We start from the raw sequence: 23,258 nt of genomic DNA on the forward strand, positions 1-23,258 counted from the left end.
AGCCGGTTTGAGAGACCAATCCGACTGCGACTTCGCCGGTACCCTAGTCGGTCACAGTCGACGCTGCCAATGCGCCCGCCACCGGACCAAGCTCACCAACAAGCGGCTGTGCCTGATGCAATAAGAACTCGACAAACTGTCGCGCGGTTCTTGATTGCTCTTTCCCCCGACGTTGGATAATGCCCAACGGCCGCACCAAGGGAGTCTCTAATTCAATCGCCACCAGCGTTTTGGACGCAACTTCGCGTTGCACCGTCGGAGCGGGCAGCAAACCAACGCCCGCATTGATCTCAATCGCACGTTTGATCGTTTCCGTGTTGTCGAACTCCATCGCGATTTCGACTTCCACTCCTGCCCCCGCCAACACTCGATCCATCTCTCGCCGAATACGGAGGTCGCTCGTGAAGGTCACCATGGGGCGTCCCTGCAACAACGCTAACGGAAGCCGACGAAATTGTGTTAGTTCGTGGTGTGGAGCACAGGCCAGGATCATCGGTTCGTCGCGCCACGGAGTTGCCGAGATCTTTCGATCCGACTGCGGGTAGCTGACAAGACCAACCTCAGCCTGATCGCGATTTATCAAATCGTAAACGCGGTCCGGGTGTTGGTACTCAATGCGTAAATTCGACTTCGGATAACGGGAAAGAAAATCTTGAACCGATTGGTTCATGTGACTTAATCCGACCGAGTAAATCGAAGCGACTCGCACCAGTCCCGATACATCTTCGTGGAGGGTGCGGACATTTTCCTCCAAGGCAAAATAGCGATCAATTATCCGACGGCAACCGCGGTAAAAGACCGCACCTTCCGAGGTCAACGCCAAGGGGCGCTGTGAACGATCAAGAAGCTTAACACCCAAGCGCTCTTCCAACTGCTGAACCATTTGGCTGGCAGCCGACTGCGACACATCATTTTCGCACGCACCTTGAGAAATACTTCGGCGCGCAGCAATGTCGCAAAACACTTTCAGTTGCTTGATCTGCATCCTCGCCCCACAGACTATTAGCGATTCGGATATTGATTAGCAGATTTACTAATCTGCGATTCGACACCTTAAAGGCTGTAAATCGCTGCGTCAAGCGCCCAGCGGCAGTTTCAAGAAAGAAGAGCGAAAAGAGCGGCGGATTCGGCCACCGGCCGCCGTAATTTCGAAAGCAGAGTCAGCCGCTTACTCAACAAGCCATTACTACACATCATCTTGCGATGACTTATTGGGTGCGTATTGGCGATTCGGTCGTTTCCGAATCACCTCGGCTTTCAGGATTTTATCGGGGATGATGATCAATTGTTCCGAGTGATCCGGATCACGGCGCTGAATTCGTGCCAGCCTATCCTGGCCCTCGAGTATCCGGCCAAACACCGTATGCTGTCCATCCAATCCGCTCGTGGGAACGAAAGTCATGAAGAACTGCGATCCTCCCGTATTGGGATCGGAAGTTTTCGCCATACTCAGACTCCCGGCGAAATGGCGACGAATCTGATCTTGCTGCGTCTCACAAAAGATCGTGTAACCCGGACCGCCCGAACCATCGCCATTCGGACAGCCGGTCTGAGCCATAAACCCTGGCAAAACACGATGGAAAGTCAGTCCATCGTAAAAGCCTTTTTCCACAAGTTGGATGAAATTGCCGACGGTAGCGGGAGCTTCGTTTTCGAACAGTTCCAGGACAATATCGCCCCGATCCGTGGTTAATCGAACCCGGGGCAGATCATCGGCTTTCGCCTCCGCCTCTCGTATTTTCAATTCTTCCCGCCAATTCTCCTTTGCCGTTGCCACACTTGGCAAATAATTTTCCCCCCGCTCTAGCACACCGAGCTGCGCGGCTTGCTGAAGATACTTATCTGCCGCATCAAATCGGTTGGTGCAAAAAGCGGCGGTCCCGGCGAGATCATAAAGCTTTTTTTCATCGCAATTGTTTCGCAGCAGGGCGTCCGAAATTTGAAAGGCTGCATCATATTGGTCAGTTTTCACCCCATCATCGGCAAGTTTAATGAGAAAGCGGGTCAAGCCAGGGTCCGTATTAGGAGCGGCCAGGTATTTACGCAAGGCCGTCTCTCGCAAGCGGGGAATCATCTCGTGACCGACTTGAAGGCATTGGTTGTATCGATCTCGAATCTCAGCAACTTCGGCTTCTTCCGCAATATCGAAGCGGGCCCGCAGATCCCTTAACTCTTTGAGCAAATCCTTCCATTCGGCAAAGACTTGATCAAATGACTCCTGTTGAGCAGCATTTTCTTGACTTAACCCATGGCTAGATAAGCAGAATAGGCTGAAACTGATCAGCATCGACGACAATGCGACTCGCCAGAAAGAGAGCATGTTCAACGGCTCCTACTTGGATTAGTCTTTGCTTAACGCAAACAGGTAGCAAATTTCGCAATCGAAATGGCAAACGTGTCGCTTGTTACACTGTTTGCACTATCCAAAGTATTTCGCCTGTCCGCAGGCAACTCAAGGGCACAATCGCCTAAAACTGAAATCCCCCTCGGAAAGCTCATGGCACGACGGCCCGATTCGCAATCTCGACGCACCAATCACCCTCTGACCTTACGCATCGTGGGTGGTACCCATGGAGGCCGTCGCCTGAAATATTCAGGTGACCCCCAGGTCCGTCCAATGAAGGATCGCACCCGGGAAGCGGTCTTCAATCTGCTCGGTCCTTTGAGCAAGCCGATCCACGCGGTCGACCTTTTCGCCGGGACAGGTGCGATGGGACTGGAAGCGATAAGCCGCGGCGCAACGCAAGCAACGATGATTGAACGCCACGCGCCGACAGCGCGTATCATTCGTGAAAATGTGGCGACCCTCGAAGCAGAGACCCTGGCGAGCGTTGTGATGGCGGACGCCTTTCGCTGGGCACGCGAGAATCCCGCATCGGCCACGCCTCCTTGGCTGCTATTTTGCTGTCCTCCCTACCGGTTTTATCACGAACGATGGGATGACCTCAAGCGGATGTTGGAGGGCTTGCTCGACCGAGCGGAATCCCAAAGTATTTTCATTGTCGAGGCAGATCAGCAATTCGCCCCCGAACAACTACCGAATGCCGATCTTTGGCGTGTTCGTGATTATGCACCAGCCCGCGTCTGCATGCTACGACTGTGAGCTTTGGCACCATCGGGCTGCAGACAGGCTAGAAGGGTCTCCAACGGGCAGAACGCAAATCGACTCACGCTATTCCTGATAAGGCTCGCAAGCCGACCTGGTGGTTAGTCGTCAACGGAGACATTTAGGATCTGGCTTGGATCCTGAATCGTTGCCGAATCGCGACCAAAAGTGAACTCACCATCACGACAATCGATTTTCACGCCGGATCCAACTTCGTACTCGCCCTTCAGAATCTCGGTCGCCAGTGGATTTTGCAATCGTTGCTGAATTACGCGTTTCAATGGACGAGCTCCATACTGCGGATCAAACCCTTCGGCAGCGATTTGGTTTCGAGCCGCTTCGGTGACAACCAACACCAAATCATTCTTCGCCATTAGACATTCAAGATGAGCGACCTGCAGGTCGACAATCCGTCGGATCTCTTCACGACTGAGCGGATGAAAGACGATCGTTTCATCAATTCGATTGAGGAATTCTGGAGCGAAGCGGCCCTTAAGACTTTCTTGTACCGCTTCGTCAATCTCCTCCTGCCCCCCACCTTCCGCGGTAATTTGCTGGATAAACTGGCTCCCAATATTGCTCGTCATCACCACGATCGTATTTGTGAAATCAACCGTACGACCCTGGCTATCGGTCAAACGACCATCATCCAACAATTGCAGCAGAATGTTAAACACATCCGGATGAGCCTTTTCAATTTCGTCGAACAGAATGACGGAGTAGGGACGACGTCGAACGACTTCCGTCAGTTTTCCTCCTTCTTCGTAACCCACGTATCCAGGAGGTGCACCGATCAAACGACTTACGCTATGACGTTCCATAAACTCGCTCATATCGAGTCGGACCATTGCGTGCTCATCATCGAACAGCACTTGAGCCAATGCCTTGCACAATTCGGTTTTACCGACGCCGGTCGGACCAAGGAACAGGAAGGAACCGATCGGTCGATCTGGATCTTGCAAGCCGCTTCGACTTCGACGTACAGCGTTCGAGACGGCTTCTAACGCCTCGTTTTGTCCGATCACGCGCAAGTGGAGACGCTCCTCCATCACGAGCAATTTGGCTTTTTCCGTTTCGATCATTCGCGCAACAGGCACTCCCGTCCAAGTGCTGACAACTTCCGCGATTTCTTCTTCGGTAACTTCCTTGCGCAGCAATCGCCGTTCGGGGACAAGCGGACTATTTTCGCCCTCCTGATCCTCTTCGGACTCGACGCGTTCTTGAAGTTTTCGTCGTTTCACATCGAGTTCGTAGAGCGTTTGATATTCCGCTTCGCTGATGGGCTGTCCCAGAGCCTGTCTTTCTTTGAGTGCCGTATCCTGATGGCGAAATTCGCGTTCGACCTCTTCGAGATCCTGTCGCACTTTCTGCACATCACCGAGCCCAAGCTTTTCTGCTTCCCACTGTTCGCGGAGGCTGGCCAGCTTGAAACGCAACTGCTCCATTTCTTCTTCAACCAGTCCCAGCCGCTCTCTGGATGTGTCTTCCTCTTCGGCAGCCAGTTGGCGTGCCGCCAACTCCAGCTGAGTCAATTTCCGCTGCAACTCGTCAATCTCGGTCGGTACGCTCTCAAGTTCCATCGCGACTCGACTTGCCGCCTCATCCACCAGGTCGATCGCCTTATCCGGTAGGAAGCGATCGGTAATGTAACGATTCGAGAGTTGAGTTGCAGCGACGAGTGCCGAATCTTTGATCTTTACGTTGTGATGTGCTTCATAGCGAGGCTTGAGACCTCGCAAAATGGCAATTGTGTCATCCACGGAGGGCTCGCCCACATAGACCGGCTGAAACCGTCTCTCCAACGCGGCATCTTTTTCAATGTACAGACGATATTCGTCGAGCGTGGTCGCTCCGATGCAGCGCAACTCACCTCTCGCCAACGCTGGCTTCAAGAGGTTCGCCGCATCCGACCCACCTTCGGACCGTCCGGCGCCCACCACGGTATGCAGTTCGTCAATGAAGAGCACAACCGAGCCACCCGCTTCTTCGACTTCGCGCAAGACCGCTTTCAGACGTTCTTCGAATTCACCCCGAAACTTGGTACCAGCGATCAGTGCTCCCATATCAAGCGCAATGACCCGTTTGTTTTTCAGACTCTGCGGAACGTCACCTTCGACAATTCGCAATGCGAGACCTTCGGCAATCGCCGTCTTTCCGACACCCGGCTCACCGATTAGCACCGGATTATTTTTGGTTCGTCGGGAAAGAACTTGAATCACTCGGCGAATTTCTGAATCACGACCGATCACAGGATCGAGCTTTCCGGCATTCGCACGTTCAACCAGATCGATTCCGTATTTCTCTAATGCCTGAAATTTGGCTTCTGGATTATCGTCCGTGACACGAGCGCCGCCACGAATTGACTGCAACGCTTCCAGGATATCCTGCTCACGAACGCCGCTGAGTTGCAGCAAACTCTGCGCAGAGCTCTTCGTCTTGGTAAGTGCCAGTAACAGATGTTCGGTCGAGATATAATCATCTTTCATCCGATCGACTTCAGCTTGTGCCGCTTGGAGCACATCCACTAAGCTTTGCCCAATCGGTGGAGATGGACCGCCGGACACCTTGGGCAAACGTCTGAATTCGGACTCGACGGTACTTTGCAACTGTTTGACGTCAACACCGATCTTTTCGAGCAAGGGATGAACGATCCCATCCGCCTCTTGCAGCAAACTGACCAGGAGATGTAACGCTTCGAGTTGCGGATTACCCGCTTGCGTCGCTAAGGTTTGCGCACGGCTGACAGCCTCTCGGCCTTTGACGGTTAACTTTTCAAATTGAAATGTCATATTCTTTACTCCCCTGACTGTTAGCACGACTGCAGTTGCAGTGGGCAATGCTCTTGAGGGCAATGCGTTTGTCGCGCAATCGTCAAATGCGCATCACGGCAGCAGCTACCGAATCGTCTCGTTGCGGTTCCCCTGTCGCAACCCAGCCGAACAAACTCGCGAAAGCGATGAAGAATCAATCGGCTTTGACATCCTACTCACCGCTTTTTTTCGCTCCGGCCGAGGCGTCTGGTGACGCCTCGGAGGCACTTTTGATACGAAACGCGGCACTCGAATCCGATTAGGAATCTTTCACTTCAAATTCGGCGTCGATCGTGTCTTCATCGGCCGACGAATCGGAAGCTTGGCCGGCAGCGGTACTCTCAGCTCCGCCTGCTGCACCGTCCTGCCCGGAATTTTCGTACAACGTTTTGCTGAAGGCTTGAGCCGCCTGTTCGAGTTCTTCGATGGCAGCTTTCATCGCCGGCACATCATCGCCTTTGACAACCTCCCGCGTCTTCTCAATCGCTTTCTCCATCGGTTCACGATCGGCAGCTTGCAATTTTTCAGCGTTATCCTTGATCTGCTTTTCAAGCTGAAAACAGAGTTGGTCAGCTTGATTCCGCAGTTCGGCCACCTCTCGCTTCGCCTTATCCTCCGCAGCGTGATCCTCGGCATCACCACGCATGCGACTGATCTCTTCTTCTGATAAGCCCGACGATTGCTCGATCCGCACCGTCTGCTCCTTACCCGAACCAAGATCTTTCGCGGACACGTTCAGGATGCCGTTTTGATCGATGTCAAACTTGACCTCGATCTGAGGCACACCGCGCGGCGCCGGCGGAATCCCATCCAAGTTAAATTGTCCTAATAAGCGGTTATCAGCCGCCATCGGTCGTTCTCCCTGGAACACACGCACCGTGACTGCATTCTGATTGTCTTCGGCCGTACTGAACGTCTGCTTGCGTTCCGTCGGAATCGTCGTATTGCGTTCCACAAGCTTCGTGAAGACTCCACCCAACGTCTCGATACCAAGCGACAGTGGTGTCACATCGAGCAACAGCACGTCTTTGCGATCACCCGCCAAGACACTGCCTTGGATGGCTGCACCCACAGCAACAACTTCGTCGGGATTCACACCCTTGTGGGGATCCTTTTCAAAGATCTCTCTGACAAGTGTTTGCACACGAGGAATTCGAGTGGAACCACCCACCAAGACCACTTCGTCAATCTCGCTCGGCTTCAGTTTCGCATCAGCGAGCGCCTGTAAGGCAGGCTTACAGCAACGCTCGAACAGATCGTCTGCGAGCTCTTCAAACTTGGCTCGAGTTACCGTAACCTGCAAGTGCTTCGGACCGTTTTGATCGGCCGTGATGAACGGCAGATTGATATCAGTTTGAGCCGTCGTGCTCAATTCCTTCTTGGCCTTCTCACAGGCTTCTTGCAACCGCTGCAAAGCCATCATGTCTTGCCGCAGATCGATCCCCTGATCTCGCTTGAATTCATCGGCAACGTAATTGATCAAGACTTCATCAAAGTCGTCACCACCCAGGTGCGTATCACCACTCGTGCTAATCACCTCAAATACCGTGACGTCGCCCTCTTTGCCTTCTGTGGAAGCCACTTCCAAGATTGAAATGTCGAACGTACCACCACCCAGGTCGAAGACAGCGATCTTCTCATTCGCCTTCTTGCCAAGGCCGTAAGCGAGTGCAGCCGCAGTCGGTTCGTTGATGATACGAGCGACTTCTAGACCGGCAATCTGCCCGGCGTCCTTTGTCGCCTGTCGCTGCGAATCATTGAAGTAGGCAGGCACCGTGATCACGGCTTTATTAACTTTATGACCCAGATATGATTCGGCAGCCTCTTTCAGCTTGCGCAAAATCATCGCCGAGATTTCCTGCGGCGTGTATTCCGAATCTCCCGCTTTCACCTTCACGTAATCGGAATCCCCCCCCGTGATGCCGTAGGGGACCATTTTCTCTTCCGATTGGACTTCGTTGTGGCGACGTCCCATGAAGCGTTTAATCGAATAAATCGTTTTTTGCGGGTTCGTCACCGCCTGGCGACGCGCCGGTTCGCCAACAAGTGTCTCGCCTTTGTCCGTGATGGCGACAACGCTGGAAGTTAAGCGATTACCTTCCGCGTTGGCGATGACCTCAGACTCGGCCCCTTCCATCACAGCAACGACCGAATTGGTTGTTCCCAAATCGATTCCAATAATTTTTTCGCCCTGAGCCATAATTGTGCTCCTTTTCTAAGGACTGCGGTCGTGCAGTCGTCTTCCGAATAACGGGATCTTTCCAGATCTATCGGACTGAAACGCTGAAAAGCCGTTGTTTAGTCAAATCAACCGACCCAAAGTCGGATTTCGGGAGACCTTCAATAGCAAAGCCCGTGCCAGCCCCTTTGACAGCGCGGACGCGCCTGTTAAGTGTATAGGCTAGAATAAGTTGCGGTGCGGCCTTGCCCGGCGTTTTGTTCGACTCCCTTTTGGACGCTGCCATTTTGACACCCTGAAATTGGGTCGCATCAGGACGCTGCCAAATTGACAGGCTAACAACCGTGCTTGGATTCGTAGCCTTTTTTCCGAATTGGATCAAACTCTTCAAATGACGAAAAAAAACAGCTCCCCCTCCTCGACCCGCCGAAAAAAGCTGACTGCCAGTGAGTTGGTCAAAAGCATCGCCGAACTGGATCGCCGGATTTTGCGACTTTGCAACGACCGAGCTCAACTGCTACTCAACCAAGTGACTCCTGATCAATTGACGCGTGTTCTGGACGGCCGACGACAAAAGTCATGGCGAAAACTACTTAACAACAATCCGGGCCCGATCAACGAAGCGGGCGTGCGGGCTATTTTTCGTGAACTGGATAGCGCGGCACGCGCAGTCGTCACCACAACCCGCGTTGCCTTTTTGGGCCCCGAGTTCAGCTACAGCCACTTGGCCGCGATTGAGCGATTTGGCCAAAGCACTCAGTTGGTACCCGTGACATCAATCAGCGCTGTCTTTGAAGCAGTCAATCGAAAAGAAGTGCAATATGGAATCGTTCCGGTTGAAAACTCGACCGACGGTCGCATTGCCGATTCGCTCGATATGTTCTCACGTTTACCGGTACGAATTTGTGGGGAAGTCCCCATGCGAATTCATCACAACCTGCTGGCGAAATGTGAGCTGACCAAGATCAAGGAGGTTCACAGCAAGCCGCAGGCGCTGTCACAGTGTCGAGACTGGCTCCAGAAAAATCTCCCGAATGCACGGCCGATTGCAACGAGCAGCACGACAGCCGCTGCCGAAAATGCGGCGAAGAATTTGGGCGTTGCTGCCATCGCGAGCTGCCAGGCAGGCGCGAACTATCGACTCGATGTGATGGCAACGAATATCGAAGATAACCCTAACAATCTGACTCGATTTGCTGTCATCGGCGAGAACGCTGCTCCGAGCTCCGGCAATGACAAAACATCGCTAATGTTTGAATTGGCACATCAACCTGGGGCGTTGGCAGACGCCATGAATACCTTTAAACGCAACCAGCTGAATCTGACTTGGATTGAATCATTTCCGAAGCAAGGGTCCCCGAACGAATACCTTTTTTTCGTTGAATTGGACGGCCATCAAACGGACTCACCTGTGCGACAAGCGATCATGACACTTGAGAAAAAGACGGTGCGCATTGAAACGCTTGGATCCTATGCCAAGATGAAGCCAATCGGATAAAGTCGCTTCCACGACCGGCACATTCAAACGTTATCGGACAGAGTGCGATTTACCGTGAAAATCACCTGTCGAGCAGTTTCCAGTTGTCGCTGAATTCGATCTGTCGACTGTAATCGCTCCTGTTGTTCCATCACCACTTCAACCGAATCTCCTCGAGGCAAATCGCGCCAACGCCTCGCGACGGCGATGTAGATCATGCCGTCCAAGTCGGCGGGAGCATTCGGACCCAGGTGGCCGGTCACGGCAGCGGACAAATCGGCGGACGGCGTTTTCGCCAGGACCGCAAGCGCCATCGATCGGGACACTGGTGAGCTAACCGTGGTGTGCTGTTCAATCACCTCCGGTGACACTCCCAGCCAATCGATCTTTGCTTCGGGTCGATAGGTGACCATTGAGCCAATCAGATAGGCCGAAATTCCAGGGACGCCAGCCAAGAGTCCCGCAACCATTCCCGCTGTGCAGCTCTCGGCAAACACGACGCGAAGCCGGGTACGATCCAGCGTTTCGGCCAGTCGCTGAGCTTCAAGACCTGTCATGATCGAACTCAATTCAAATCTAGCAGGACAAAGGACTTATCAAGCAGTCGCCAGGCGACCGGTTGACCGCTCGGGAGACGGTCCGTTAGCCTAATCGGAATGGAACACGGTGAATATCCCTGGTCCCCAGCAAGAATGGTTCAGGCGCTGGTATCCGAGCGGCGGAATTGCCATCGATTTCTGACACCGTAACTCATCCACTGACAACTCGTTCAGCTGAGCGGCCTGCTAAGCTGGCACATCCCACTCCGAGCCACCTATGAGCGACCCCTATTTCCAGCAGCTTTTCGCCGATCGAATTGGCGGTGCGAATTACGGCAAGGGCACTGACATCTATAAGTTTGAGAAAATCAAACGCGCCAAGCGACAGGCGTTGGATGACTATCCCCAACGATCCATTATCGACTTCGGCATTGGAGAAAACGACTCCATGGCGGCCGCCCGCGTCCGCGAGCAAATGACTCATGAGATCAACCAACCAGAAAACCGCGGGTACGCTGACAATGGGATTGCTGAATTCAAGGAAGCAGCAGCCGCATTCATGCAACGCAATTTTGCCGTTGAACTAGACGCGCAGACCGAGGTCAATCATTGCATCGGTTCGAAAACCGCCCTGGCAATCTTACCGGCAGCATTTATCAATCCGGGCGACGTGACGTTGATGACCGTGCCCGGCTACCCTGTTGCCGGCACGCACACTTCTTACTACGGCGGATCCGTTTTCAAGTTGCCACTGCTCACCGAAAACAACTTCTTACCGGATCTGGCATCAATTCCGTCAGATGTGGCGAAGAATGCCAAACTGCTCGTATTGAATTACCCGAACAGTCCCACCGGGAAGGTGGCCACACGCGACTTCTATGAACGTGTCGTTGAGTTTGCGCAAGAAAACAAAGTGGTCGTCATCCAAGATGCAGCCCACATCATGCTCACATTCGAGGGCGAACCGTTGAGTTTCCTTTCGGTCCCCGGAGCCAAGGACGTGGGAGTCGAAGTGCACTCCCTATCAAAAGGCTTCGACATGATCGGCTGGCGAATCGGCTGGGTCTGCGGGCACGCACGACTCGTCAACGCTTTTTCTGATGTGAAAGACAACTGCGATTCCGGACAATTCATCGCCATCCAAAAAGCGGCTGCGACAGCATTGAATGACCCGTCCATTCCCAAAGACATTCATCACAAATACAAGCGGCGATTGGAAAAGCTTGTAGCAATGTTGCAACGTTGTGGTATGGAGTGCAGCATGCCCGGCGGTACTTACTTCTTGTACTGCAAATGCCCTGCCGGCGTGAAGAATGGACCAAGCTTCAAAAATGCTGAGGCAGCGAGTCAGCATCTCATCACCCAACAATCGATCGTGACTGTCCCCTGGGATGATGCAGGATCTTTTCTCCGGTTTTCCGTCACCTACGAAGCGGCGGACGAAGCCGCAGAAGACGCACTGATGGGGGAAGCTGAAAGTCGCATTCAACAGCTTAACCTGATCAGTGACGCCTGAAAAAGATCAGCGATTCTGGTTGGCTTCGAGAGAAAAGCAAATCGCAGCAATTCGTCGATTGCTGCGATTTCACAGCGAAAGTAGTTCGAACAAGATCGTCTTCACCACTTTCGCATCTCAGACTGGCGGGTGACGCTCGGGCGACGACATCAATTCCAATCCGGAACATTTGACGAGTTCAGCCACTTCAACCTCAGAATCAACTTTCATTTTCTTAAAGATTTCGTGGCGTCGGCGTTCGACAGTCCGCAATCCAATCTTAAGAATTCCGGCAACCGACCCATTGGACATTCCCCTCAACATATACTGCAGGACATCCATTTCTTTGCTCGTGAGTTTTTTCACAAGAGCAAGCGATTCCTCCGACTTTTGCTGTTCTTTTCGACACGTAACGTCGATCTTCACCGCCCGCGTGATCACATCCAACATCGCATCTTGCGAATACGGTTTTTCCAACAGCGTCAGAGCGCCTAGTTCCATCACTTTGACCGCAACCGTCACGTCCGCAAAAGCACTCACAAGAACAAATGGCGGTTTCGTCCGTTGCAAATTCAGTCTCTCAAGAATATCGACACCGCTCAGCCCTGGAAGTTGGTAGTCCACCACCAAACAACCCGTCTGGGTCAAATCACCATCCTCCAGAAACGACTCTCCCGTCGAAAAACACTCGGTACGATAGCCAGCTGCTTCAGCGACCGCGGCCAAAGACTCCCGCGACCCTCGATCATCATCAACAATCGTAATCAGCGGTTCACGATTCACTAATTGGTAATTCATTGATCTCACCCCCCGGGCAACTTGCTTGACGCCTCCCCCAATTCAACTTACACCCCCAACCTAAGCGAACCGAACACTGATTTCAAGCGAGATCAAATTTTCGTCCCCCGCCTCCTCACCCTCACCGACGAGTCATTAGTCGGCTCATATATTCCCAACCAATTACAGAAGATGCCGAGCCTTGATCTCCAAATACTGGTTGATTAAGGGTGCCGTCATGGTGCTCGGAAATGCGTCGAGCACCAACACACCTTGATGCTCTAAATCCGTTAAGACTTGCTGTCGCCACGTCAGGATCTCGGCGGCAGCGGCACTTCGGTAGAGCGCGGACCCTTGCATTCGCGAATGATCCGAATTGGAGATGTCGACCGCATCAAAGAGTTGATGATCACGAAGCACAACAGCTAATGACAAGTGCTGCTTCGAAATCGCACTGAGATAATCGTAAACCTGAGCGGCATTCACATCATCGATCAAATTGGTAATCAACACGACCAAGGAACGTTTTCGACAGCGCGCAGAAAGATATAAAAAAGCTTCCTTGTAACGTGATTCAACAAGCGTCGGAAAGCGATCGAATGAAGCGTGTAAGAGATGATTCATTTGACTCCGTCCGCCTCTCGGCGGAACGAATGAATGAATCTGATCTGAAAACGTCAGCAAGCCCACCGTGTCACCCCGTTCGAGCGCGACATAGCTCATCATCAACATCGCGTTTAAAGAGTGATCAAGCAAACTCAATCCGCCAGCTTGGTTGGTCATCATTCGACCACAATCGAGCAAAAAGATCACCCGCTGACTTTGATTGGTCTGAAAATCTTTGACTGTCAGCTTGTTGCGACGTGCGGTACTGCGCCAGTCAATATGTTTATAGTTGTCATCATGGGTGTAGTCTCGCAAGCGTTCGAATTCATTATCCTGACCAATCCTTCGAGTCCGTCGGACGCCAAGCAGACTTAAGCGATTCGTTCTTGCCAGCAGTGCATATTCACTCAGTTGTTTCATATCCGGATAGACATGAATGGTCGACTCAATATTGAAGTTGATTGGTTTCTGCCACAGCCCAAGCCGACTTCGCAACATCAGGTAAACCGATTGCAACTGAAATGCTCCACGCCCTACTGCTCGCATCTCATACGAGACGGTTGTCCTACTGCTCGGCCCAACGATCACGTCTAACTGCTCGGGTGCTGCGTTGAATCCCTCCGGCACGTCATCTTTCACTTTGATCGCGTAGGATGATTGGGAACGATTGGTTATCGTTATCGAGACAGGATGTTTTTGCTCTAAGGAAGCAACTCGCTGGCAGCTTCTTGTCACAGACAAATCACTCACCCGCGGCAACAGCATGAGATCGATCATTGCCACGACAACAAACACCAGGTCGATCGTAAGCACGAACAGGAACGCGTCTTGTTTCAGCAACAACCCGAGAGTGCAAAAACAGGGCACCATCAGCAACAGCACTGCAAACAAGCTAGGAAACAGTCGCCGAAAAAAGGCCAGCGCTGCCAACGGGGCGCTGATGAGCAACAGCAACAGTACGGGGTTACTCCGTAAAGTTGTTTGGATCGTTTGCAGAAAATCGAACAACGGAGTCAAATTCGAGGCACCTCCATCGAGCGGATCAGATCGGTCAAAAGGTCATCCACCGCATGGCCTTCAACATCGGCTTCCGCCGTCAAAATGACTCGATGGCGGAGTACGGGTAAAGCAATTTGGACCACATCGTCCGGCACGGCGTAATCTCGTCCATAAAATGCAGCCAATGTTCTGGCACCCTGCATGAGGGCTAAGCCAGCTCGCGGCGACGCACCCATATGGAATTGGGGCCATTCGCGCGTCAAACGAACGATCTTATTGATGTAGTCAATCAGCCGTGGACCGACACGCACATCACTATTGGAGGCCGTGATGCGTTCAATCTCAGCGGGTGAGGTAACAGTATCGACTTCTTCGGCGAGTCGCCGATCGATATTCACCTGCTGACTATGCAACTCGAGAATTTTCGCTTCTTCCAGCTCGCTGGGATAATCGGCGACTAACTTGAACATAAAGCGATCTAGTTGCGCTTCCGGTAAGTTGTAGGTACCCTCAGATTCGATCGGATTTTGTGTCGCGAGAACAAGAAACGGGCGTTGCAGTTGATGACTGGTACCATCCACTGTGACTCGATATTCCTGCATGGTCTCCAGGAGCGCCGCATGCGTCTTGGCTGGCGACCGATTGATTTCATCCGCCAACAAAATCTGGGTAAAAACAGGCCCGGGTCGAAAGCGAAACTCCTGAGTCTTCATGTCGAAGATCGGCGCTCCCGTGATATCCGACGGCATCAGATCCGCCGTAAATTGAATACGTCCAAAGTCACAGCCTAGCACGCGACCCAACGTGCGGACGAAAAGAGTCTTTCCTAAACCGGGTACACTTTCGATCAACACATGACCATTGGAAAAGAGGGCAACGAGTGTGCCCAACACCAATTCGTCTTGGCCCACATAGATCTTCGACACTTGCTCGAGGATACGATAAAAAAGAGTCTGCGTTTCTGTTTGCCGTCCATCCGCAGCGGTAACCTCATCGATACTCAAACGACTTGAAGCTGGAACTCTAACAGCCGCCGAGGAAACCGGCGCCGTCGCCGCGAGTTGCGGTTCCGACTGCGTCGACGAATCCTCTGCCGCAGCGCTGAGGGACGGAGAATCGGCGGGATTGGAAGGCGAATTGCTCGAAGCCGATCCTTCACCCGCAGGCTGTACAAATCCGCACTTGGGACATCTCACATTTGTCGCTGTGGCCGCCCTCGGGATCTGCAGTTTCTGGCCGCATTGAACGCAGTCGAATAAAACGAATTCGGACTCAGACGATGATGAATCTGGGGTCGGTGTCTCACTCATTCGGCTATTCAAACTTCCTGAAGGATTGCGAAAGGATTTCTCGACGGACTGAACCACTCGCGGCGGAACCATCGATCAACAATGATCGTGGCGTGGACCGTGAAGTCGAATTGTCGGACGAGCTATTGAGTTCATGATTGTACGTTAGCCGTGCCACGGATCGTCAACCGGGGGCAGGAATGGCGACAAGATCTAACGGACAGGGAAAAAACCTCATTGCGAAGGGATCACTTAGGATGGCTCTTCTCTCGATAGGTCTCAATTTGGCGGCGTGCCTGAGTCTCATCACCGGCACGCTCCAGTAATTCGCCAACAGCCGTGACGTGCCTGCCAAAATCCGATAAGGCTTCCGGAGGTAGCCGTTTTGGACGACCAAATATTGGAAAAACGGCGAAACAAAAGAAGATTCCCAATACGGTCAAATGCAGCAGGATCACGTTGACAGGCCAAACCGTAAACGCCCGAAGCATTAAGGGAAGCGTCGAATCCGTCTCGGAAATGCGCAGATCGGAGGGCCCACTCTCCAAAAAACACACTCGTGACGGTGGTCCGCATTCATCAATCAGCATCTTGGCCAAAACTCGATGCTCCGGATTGACCAACGGCAGATTCAACAACCACGATCCATTGGTGATCAAAATAATCTTGCTGCCCTGCCAACGAACTCGCCTTAATTCCGTTGCGACGACAGCTTCGGAGCTTTCCAACAGTGAACGTATTCGGAGTGACGCTCGATCCTTTTGATTCGGAGGCTTGACTCTTGTTTGTACGGTGATCCCGGATTTCGAAAAATCAACACCATCACTCCAAGGCCCTGAGAACTTTTCATGCTGAAGTTTTTTACGCCCTCCAGCTTCCAGTGAAAACCACTCACAAGTCATGCTAACTCCTTCACGATCATGTGGCTTTTCTCGAGCCGCAGTCTCGCCTGACCTGGCCCGCGCCAATTCACGTCGGATTTCGATTCGTTGCTCCGGCGGTGCAGTTACAAGCACTTGCTCCCAAAAATCAATCGCCGCATTGTAATCTCGTGCAACATAGATCAGCGTGCGATTCGGCTTCGCTGCTAACCATTTCTCGAGGTAGTCAGTCACCGGCGTGGCAGGCGGCTCGAAGTCATCGGGCGCCCAAAAAATCACTTGATCACGTGCCAGCTTCGGCGATAGTCGCCGCCAGCTGCTGACGCGAAAACCGGCCTGCTTAAACATCTCACCAAGCACTGCAGTGCCATTCACACTCCTCACCCCTTTGCCTCGACGATGGCCGTAAAGATCGCTCACCTCCTGGGAAGATCCGCAACCAAGCACGAACAGCAACCCGCAAAGCCAAAGGTTACGCCAGCCGACTTGATCGAACAGAGCACGAGCGAGTTGTCGTTCAACTTGGTTCAATTGCAGAACACCTTAATGAGGCGGAGATTCGTAACGAACAATTTCATGGAACTCGTCGAGTTGCTCCCAACAAGATTCGAACCGTTCCTTACTCAGCGAATAATGACCGAAGAACACATCTTCAAATGCAAGCATCGTTGAACTTACCATCTTGCGTACCTGGTCACGACCGCGCAATTCGACCAAATATTGACGATTCGTTTTGCCTTTACTCAATCGAATAAAATGAAATTCATCAAGCTTGATAAGCTGATAGCTAAACAGATAAACAATCGCTTCTTGGTATTGACCGTTTTGATAAAGCCGGCGAGCTTCACTCAAAAAATCTCCCCGAGGGCAGTCCACCGAAAAGGGAAGTTTCTCGATCCGATCGGCTATACGTTGCGGGTCGCTATCGTGATTCTCCTGCGGCTTCACACCGAGCAGCCGTACCCCAAAGGCTTTCAGAAAATAATAAAGCAAGACAGCCGCCAGAATCACCAACAGAATCCAACTTACCCACTGAACAACATCCCAAAACGTTGTCCAATCAACGTTGCTGGGCGCTACCGATTTCGATTCCCATTCATTGGATTGCCGCGGTGGCTGATAGGGACGCAACTCAACCCGTCTCACACGATCCTGGTCCGCCTCATACCAAGGAAATCTGGCGCTATCACGCAAAGCGCTAGCTCCTGATTCTTGAGCTTCCTGTCGGTCGATCGCCTTCGCCGACAACGACAGCTCGAAACCATTCCAACGACCCACAAGAAAAAATGCCAGCGTGGTTAGCAAGGTGAGGCGAAGAATGGCTCCAGGTAACATCACACCGCCCCCTTCAGCTCATTGGCCGCAGCTCGCACCTTCAACTCAACCTCCCAACCCTCGCGACGAATCCGCAGGTCCAGGTAATTGAGAAATCGAACGACCGCCATGAACATTGCAACCAGCCACATGGAAAGTGGAATCAACAACTCAACCATCAGAGAGCCCCACCGCCATTGATTGCTGATTGCGCCCGAGCAAAACCAAAACCCTGCCGAAAGACACAAGGTTAATAAAATCCCCATGGCCGCAAACACAAGCCAATGTGGGATCAAATCGCTTTGACTAGGACGATGCAAAGCCGAACTCCGACGTCGCACCGTGATCGTCGCAGGATTATTGGAGCGAATCGGATTCTTCTCCAACAGAATAATCTCATTTACAAAGGGTCGTGTTGCACGAAAAAGTGCTGAAACCAGGCAAAACACCGGGAGCAAGATTTCGGCTTGGCTAATTTCCACGTCGGACGAAACAGTGGCAGCCAGCAGGAAAACCAGGAATCCCCCCCGCACCACCAGTTGCGTCCAAACAATCCGCGGGATGTACTTCCACAACTCGGCCAATAGCGACCGATAGTCCACAGGCTGTAAAAACATGAATCGCCCCAAGAATATCGTGGTCAACAGGGTGGCAAGAGGCGCTTCCAGAAAAACCAATTGGGCCATCACGAATACTTGGCGACTCATCGTTTCCGTACTCAACTCATCAGCCACCATCCAGTTCGTGGCCCACAGATTAAACAGAAAGAACGGCAAGACACCCAAGGCCGTGTAAAACAACAGCGGCTTGTAACATCGGGCGATGACGCGCAGAGATAGATCCAACAGTTCCCAAAGGCCCCGCTCTCGAATCGCGATTTGTGTCCGATCCAGTTGCAATCGACTAGTTCCGTGGATATCCCAAAACGACAAAATAAAACATCAACAAGCCACTGGAGGCCAAGGCGACCAGCGCCTTGACGGTGTAGGGCGCAGCCGACGGTGACAAAAAGGCTTCGATAAAGGCCGCCAGCAGGAACAGAATTAATGCTGCCCCCATGATGGGCATCGCCTGTTTCGCGGTGACACGCAGAGAGGCGGTCCGCGAGAGGCCATTCGTCTTCATCCAGGCCAACCCTAACCGCAGCCCGGCCCCGGCGGAAAGCACAATTGCCGTCAACTCAAAAGGGCCATGCGCCGTAACAAAATGAAAAAAATTCGCTCCAGCCGGCACGTCGGGCCTCGCCATGTAACCAAATGACGCCCCCAGAACGGCCGCATTAAATGTGGTCACCAGCAAACCGGGAATCACGAGCAGCCCACCGGAAAAACACTTCAAACCGATGCCCGCATTGTTGTAGATATAAAAACCGGCCATGACGGGATTGACCGCCGATTTCCCACCGCCAATCGGATTTGCAAAGCTCGTTTCCATCTGCTCAATTTGCTGATCTCCAAGAATCTGTTCTGCATAACTAGGCCACAAATCAGCCGAGCTAGCCAGAAATGCGGAGATCAGGAACACGCCCCAGAACAACAAGAAGGCACCCTGGACGCAACCATCCTTGAACACCTGTTGCGGCACTTCCGAGAACAACATCTTGGCCCAAGCCTGATAATCAAACGCACGACTCCGATAGAGCTGATTATGAGCTCGCCCCACGAGTCGATGCAGATATTGAACGGTATTCGGCGGTAGCTGGTAAGCATCAGCGAGGGCCAAGTCGGCACATGCCGACCTATAAAGAAATGAAAATCTGGAAACCGTTTCTGCAGACATCGATCGAAACCGCCGACTTTCGAGCTGTGCACACATTAAGTCCAACTCTTCCCAATTGAGTCGACGTGATGCGAGCAGTTCTGCGATTTGCATTGATGCTACCTCAATGATCGTTGGGCATTAGCCCGGCTTGGTTGCAATAGTCGGCGTAATTGCAGGAGGCGGCGTGATTTCAGCCAAATACGATGGACCAGTCTGCAATTCATCAACTGGCGGATCTGAACCAACATCGCCCTCCTTTTCCTCAAACGTACGACGATACAAAGAGCAGAGTAGCAAATCATAACTGGTCGTCGCCGGGAGATTCAATTTGGATATCAGCAAACCTCCTAAATGAGCGGCAATCTCTTGTCGACGTGCAGGCGAGAGAACCCGGCGTCGGTCGACATAGGAGGCTAGTGCGAAACCAAGTTTCCGAGTCACTTGAAAGCTGGCCGGTAATTCCGCTGCCAGCTGTTCAACTCGCGGATCATCCAACTTAGCACTCGATATCAACCAACCGCGTTCCTCGACCACCACCATTGTGCCGCAAACCAGATCACCCAGACGTTGAAAACGAGGGTTGAACACCGGAGTCAACAAGCCGATCAAGCAAGTCGGCAGCGCAATCCCACCCTCGACTCCAGCCCAAGCTCCCATCGGGATCACGGGCATCAGATCGACCAATCGCAAAATGTTTCGCATCACAGCCTGAAGTCCATTGATCGGCTGACCATCCACCCGCAACACACGAAGGCCCAACAATCGCTTACCCACGGTTTGTCCATTCCAAAAAGTTTCGAGCAACCCCCCATAAAACCATTCCATGACAAACCAGAGTACCAACCAGATTGCGAACCCGAATTCGCCGCCCCCACTGCCAAAAAGCCCCGTCATCGTCATTAGCAAGGCACTCCCAAGCCAGATGCCGATTCGCACAGCTAGGTCGATCAAGAAAGCCGGAAATCGGCGAAATGGACCCGCCACCTGGTACTGGAAAGAGATATTCTCTGGCGTTACCACATCAATTGCGGAATCGATCTGCTTGAAATCTTGCGCCATTCACTCAGAATTTGCTCAAGGCTAATGAAATAATGGTCCACTGACGAACTTCGATACCCGGTCGAAGCTTGGGCGTCTCTGGAATATTATTGACGCTGACCGATGAAAGCGAAAGTCCGTATACCATTGAACAAACGATTGATGTCGATCAGCTTTCACTGCTGATTGGGGAGGAAAATCTTGAATCTCAAGGAAAAAAAAATCTTGATCACGGGGGCCGGTACCGGCATGGGGCAAGGCTGCGCGATCGCTTTTGCCAATCAGGGCTGTCAAGTCACGGTAGCGGGACGCCGACTGGAAAAACTGCAAGAAACGGCTGAACTCTGCCGTCCAGCGACCGTCCTGCCCCACACGGTGGACGTCGCCGACCGAGACAACGTCAACGAACTGGTCGCTTGGGCCACCGAAAAAATGGGCCGAATCGATATCCTCATTCACTCCGCTGGTGTCAACATTAAGCAACGCTCAATGCTCAAAATGGAACCGGAGGAATGGGATCGTGTCTTGGCCATCAACGCGACAGGACCCTACAACTGCATGCGGGCCGTTCTGCCGCAGATGCGAGAGCGAGCGGACGGCTTGATCGTCAATATTTCATCCGTCGCCGGCAAACGCGCTTCCGATTTGGGTGGGATTGCCTACTGTGCGTCGAAATTCGCAGCAACCGGCCTGGGAACGGCCGCTGGTTTAGAGGAGGCTGCTCGCGGGATCCGCATTACGAACGTCTACCCAGGCGAAGTCGACACGCCGCTGCTGGAACAAAGACCGAATCCGGTTTCCGATGAACATCGGCAACGCATGCTCAAGCAAGAGGACATCGCGCAAGTCGTGCTGGCAATCGCACAATTGCCTTCCCGAGCTCATATTCCTGAGGTGGTTGTCAAACCGACGGTTCAAAATTACTCGTGAGGTCGATCGAGATCCAATCTTGCACGTCGGCCGTCATCCCGACCTCAAAACGATGAAAACTTTTGTATTGGACCGTCAGCTGACATTGTCCGCGGAATTGTTAGCGGCCATGATAGAAGAAGTCACCTGCAGGTGGTACGGAAACAGTTGGTACCAGAAACTAGTCCCTCGTTGGTTAGGTAAGAGAGAGATCTCCATGCTCCGGACAATGAACGCTGTACTCTTGGCAGTTTCCTGTGCTCTTCTAGGGTGCGCTGGCTGTGCAAAGTCGACGAGCGAAATCAGCTCCCCCGCGAATGATTCCACGGCGTCAACCCAAGTCGATCCAGCATCAGCGGATCAGAATGAGAAAACGCCCGTCAATGAAACGGAGACTAAGAAGATGCAAAAGGTCACCTTGGGAGCCGGCTGTTTCTGGTGTATCGAAGCCGTGCTCGATCGCGTGAAGGGAGTTGAATCGGTCGTATCCGGTTATATGGGCGGGGATATCGAAAACCCGACCTATGAGCAGATTTGCACCGGAACGACAAATCATGCCGAAGTGGTAGAAGTGACTTTTGATCCGGAGATCATTTCTTTCGATCAGTTGCTCGAGGTGTTCTGGCAACTCCACGATCCCACCACCTTAAACCGCCAAGGTTTCGACGTGGGTACCCAATACCGCTCGGCTATTTTCTTTCATGACGATGAACAGCGAGCCAGTGCCGAAGAATCAAAAAAGAAATGGGACGACAGCGGAAAATTCCCGTCGCCAATCGTGACAGAAATCACGCCCGCCGTCGTTTTGTACCCGGCAGAGTTGTACCACCAGGAATACTTTGAAAAGAATCCTGGCAACCCATACTGCCGAGCAAACATCCTTCCCAAGTTCAAAAAACTTGGCTTGTTGCGAGAGGCAGAATAGCCGTTTTGTAGCACGGTTCGGCCACCGCTGGTCGGCGGGAAGATTTTTTGAGCCGCTAGATCTGCGTCGCTTCCTGCAAGATTCCAAGATAAAAACTGAAGACTCGGAAGATGAGCACAATCAACAAGATGACGACGCTCCCCCAGACAACCATGCTACCGATAACGGTCAACACCTTAGCAGCCGTTTCGGCTTGTTGGTGATAATTAGTCGCCAGCTTGTCCATCATCTCCGTTAAGCGGCCCGAATCCTCACCCACCTGCACCGAGTCAATAAATTCAGCTGGAAACGCGCCGGTCTTCCGCAACACTTCGTGCATTTCCTGCCCCGACTGGAGCCCCAATGCGATTTGGTCGGCGTGCTGCCGATAATAATCATTCATCGTGCTGTCCAGTGACAACCGCATGGCTCCCTTGGCATCTGCTCCTGCATCAATCGCAAGGGCTAACGTCCAAGCCATGCGAGAAAGTGACATCACCTGAACACTCTTTCCGATGCCGGGAAGTTGGATCAGCAGACTCTGACCAATCTTTGCAAAAGGGCCACGGGTTACGAACAAATAGATTCCCCAACCGATCAACCCGAGAAATGTCAGACCGATCAGGTATCGAATAAAACCCGAAACGCCGACCAGTCCAAATCCGAGGATGTCAACGTTTTCGCCCGTCATACTGGCCACCCAACCAAGCGCCAGAATCATGATGCCCAGGATCACAATCACAGCACCTAATTGCAACATGGGCCAGATGATCCCCGCAACAAATATCAATCGCAAACTCTTTAGATGCTCATAGTGGTCGGCAAGCTTCAACAGAACTCGATCCAACGTGCCAGTCTTTTCACCCACTTTGACCATTTCACAGAAAAAGGGTGGAAAATAGCCATCGGCCTGCTGAAAGGCATCGGTCAAAGAATCTCCACGGGAGACAGCTTGCTGCACCGCAGTCAGTTTTTCGCAATAAACACGTCCGCCCCCAGCCCCGATCTCCGTTTCCATAACCCTGCGGACATCAATGCCTGCATCCAACGAGGTACCCAAGCGTCGGCAGAACGCGGCAAGCGGTTTCAGACCGACCCTTGGTGCCAATCCTATCGCCATCTCTTGCTCCTAAATCTATTTTGAGGCCTCGATTCCCAAACTAGCTTAACCGAT

Annotated in this window: 19 protein-coding genes; 5 read left to right on the plus strand and 14 right to left on the minus strand. The window is 52.5% G+C overall.

All coding sequences use genetic code 11. The features are described 5' to 3' along the window. Positions 1-43: 43 nt before the first annotated feature. Both P8N76_22065 and P8N76_22070 read right to left on the minus strand, forming a co-directional pair. Positions 44-985 (minus strand): LysR family transcriptional regulator, encoded by a 942-nt coding sequence (locus P8N76_22065; GenBank protein MDG2384370.1) that lies wholly within the window; start codon positions 983-985, stop codon positions 44-46. Positions 986-1,186: 201 nt separating this feature from the next. Then, a complete protein-coding gene (locus P8N76_22070; protein MDG2384371.1) occupies positions 1,187-2,320 on the minus strand; it encodes a peptidylprolyl isomerase in 1,134 nt (377 codons plus the stop codon). A 177-nt stretch (positions 2,321-2,497) separates the two neighbouring features. Here P8N76_22070 and P8N76_22075 point away from each other — a divergent pair, with 177 nt between their 5' ends. After that, positions 2,498-3,103, plus strand: a complete 606-nt coding sequence (locus P8N76_22075; GenBank protein MDG2384372.1) for an RsmD family RNA methyltransferase — start codon at positions 2,498-2,500, stop codon at positions 3,101-3,103. A 104-nt stretch (positions 3,104-3,207) separates the two neighbouring features. Here the strand turns inward: P8N76_22075 and clpB are convergent, their stop codons facing one another. Then, entirely contained in the window at positions 3,208-5,895 is a 2,688-nt protein-coding gene (clpB, locus tag P8N76_22080) for an ATP-dependent chaperone ClpB (GenBank protein ID MDG2384373.1), read from the minus strand. Positions 5,896-6,175: 280 nt separating this feature from the next. Then, on the minus strand, positions 6,176-8,116 hold the full coding sequence (dnaK, locus tag P8N76_22085; GenBank protein MDG2384374.1) for a molecular chaperone DnaK: 1,941 nt from the start codon (positions 8,114-8,116) through the stop codon (positions 6,176-6,178). Positions 8,117-8,486: 370 nt separating this feature from the next. Here dnaK and pheA point away from each other — a divergent pair, with 370 nt between their 5' ends. Further along, positions 8,487-9,593, plus strand: coding sequence for a prephenate dehydratase (gene pheA / locus P8N76_22090; protein ID MDG2384375.1), 1,107 nt, complete (start codon positions 8,487-8,489; stop codon positions 9,591-9,593). 23 nt (positions 9,594-9,616) lie between these two features. On the opposite strand, the gene P8N76_22095 is transcribed toward pheA, so the two are convergent. Then, entirely contained in the window at positions 9,617-10,129 is a 513-nt protein-coding gene (locus P8N76_22095) for a nicotinamide-nucleotide amidohydrolase family protein (protein MDG2384376.1), read from the minus strand. Between the two features lie 259 nt (positions 10,130-10,388). Between P8N76_22095 and P8N76_22100 the strand changes: the two genes are divergently transcribed. Continuing rightward, a complete protein-coding gene (locus P8N76_22100) occupies positions 10,389-11,627 on the plus strand; it encodes an LL-diaminopimelate aminotransferase (protein ID MDG2384377.1) in 1,239 nt (412 codons plus the stop codon). A gap of 117 nt (positions 11,628-11,744) precedes the next feature. Here P8N76_22100 and P8N76_22105 read toward each other — a convergent pair whose 3' ends face one another. The 8 genes from P8N76_22105 to P8N76_22140 form a co-directional block, all read right to left on the minus strand. Continuing rightward, positions 11,745-12,404 carry a response regulator gene (locus tag P8N76_22105; protein MDG2384378.1) on the minus strand — a complete coding sequence of 220 codons (660 nt, stop codon included), beginning with the start codon at positions 12,402-12,404 and terminating at the stop codon, positions 11,745-11,747. 162 nt (positions 12,405-12,566) lie between these two features. Continuing rightward, entirely contained in the window at positions 12,567-14,006 is a 1,440-nt protein-coding gene (locus P8N76_22110; GenBank protein ID MDG2384379.1) for a DUF58 domain-containing protein, read from the minus strand. Next, complete coding sequence (locus P8N76_22115) at positions 14,003-15,184, minus strand: MoxR family ATPase (GenBank protein ID MDG2384380.1); 1,182 nt, start codon at positions 15,182-15,184, stop codon at positions 14,003-14,005. The genes P8N76_22110 and P8N76_22115 overlap by 4 nt, the downstream gene beginning before the upstream one ends. Positions 15,185-15,525: 341 nt before the next feature. Continuing rightward, the gene (locus P8N76_22120) at positions 15,526-16,689 is read right to left on the minus strand and encodes a hypothetical protein (protein MDG2384381.1); all 1,164 of its coding nucleotides are present in this window, start codon (positions 16,687-16,689) and stop codon (positions 15,526-15,528) included. A 12-nt stretch (positions 16,690-16,701) separates the two neighbouring features. After that, a complete protein-coding gene (locus P8N76_22125) occupies positions 16,702-17,493 on the minus strand; it encodes a hypothetical protein (protein ID MDG2384382.1) in 792 nt (263 codons plus the stop codon). Further along, positions 17,493-18,371, minus strand: a complete 879-nt coding sequence (locus tag P8N76_22130; GenBank protein MDG2384383.1) for a hypothetical protein — start codon at positions 18,369-18,371, stop codon at positions 17,493-17,495. The genes P8N76_22125 and P8N76_22130 overlap by 1 nt, the downstream gene beginning before the upstream one ends. Positions 18,372-18,375: 4 nt before the next feature. Then, complete coding sequence (locus P8N76_22135) at positions 18,376-19,344, minus strand: stage II sporulation protein M (protein ID MDG2384384.1); 969 nt, start codon at positions 19,342-19,344, stop codon at positions 18,376-18,378. Between the two features lie 27 nt (positions 19,345-19,371). Then, complete coding sequence (locus P8N76_22140) at positions 19,372-20,292, minus strand: RDD family protein (GenBank protein ID MDG2384385.1); 921 nt, start codon at positions 20,290-20,292, stop codon at positions 19,372-19,374. A gap of 180 nt (positions 20,293-20,472) precedes the next feature. Between P8N76_22140 and P8N76_22145 the strand changes: the two genes are divergently transcribed. Both P8N76_22145 and msrA read left to right on the plus strand, forming a co-directional pair. After that, on the plus strand, positions 20,473-21,201 hold the full coding sequence (locus tag P8N76_22145; protein ID MDG2384386.1) for an SDR family NAD(P)-dependent oxidoreductase: 729 nt from the start codon (positions 20,473-20,475) through the stop codon (positions 21,199-21,201). A gap of 382 nt (positions 21,202-21,583) precedes the next feature. Beyond that, entirely contained in the window at positions 21,584-22,105 is a 522-nt protein-coding gene (gene msrA, locus P8N76_22150; protein MDG2384387.1) for a peptide-methionine (S)-S-oxide reductase MsrA, read from the plus strand. A 55-nt stretch (positions 22,106-22,160) separates the two neighbouring features. On the opposite strand, the gene P8N76_22155 is transcribed toward msrA, so the two are convergent. Beyond that, positions 22,161-23,204 (minus strand): type II secretion system F family protein, encoded by a 1,044-nt coding sequence (locus P8N76_22155; protein MDG2384388.1) that lies wholly within the window; start codon positions 23,202-23,204, stop codon positions 22,161-22,163. Between the last annotated feature and the right edge of the window lie 54 nt (positions 23,205-23,258).

The organism is Pirellulaceae bacterium (assembly GCA_029243025.1).
Taxonomy (GTDB): domain Bacteria; phylum Planctomycetota; class Planctomycetia; order Pirellulales; family Pirellulaceae.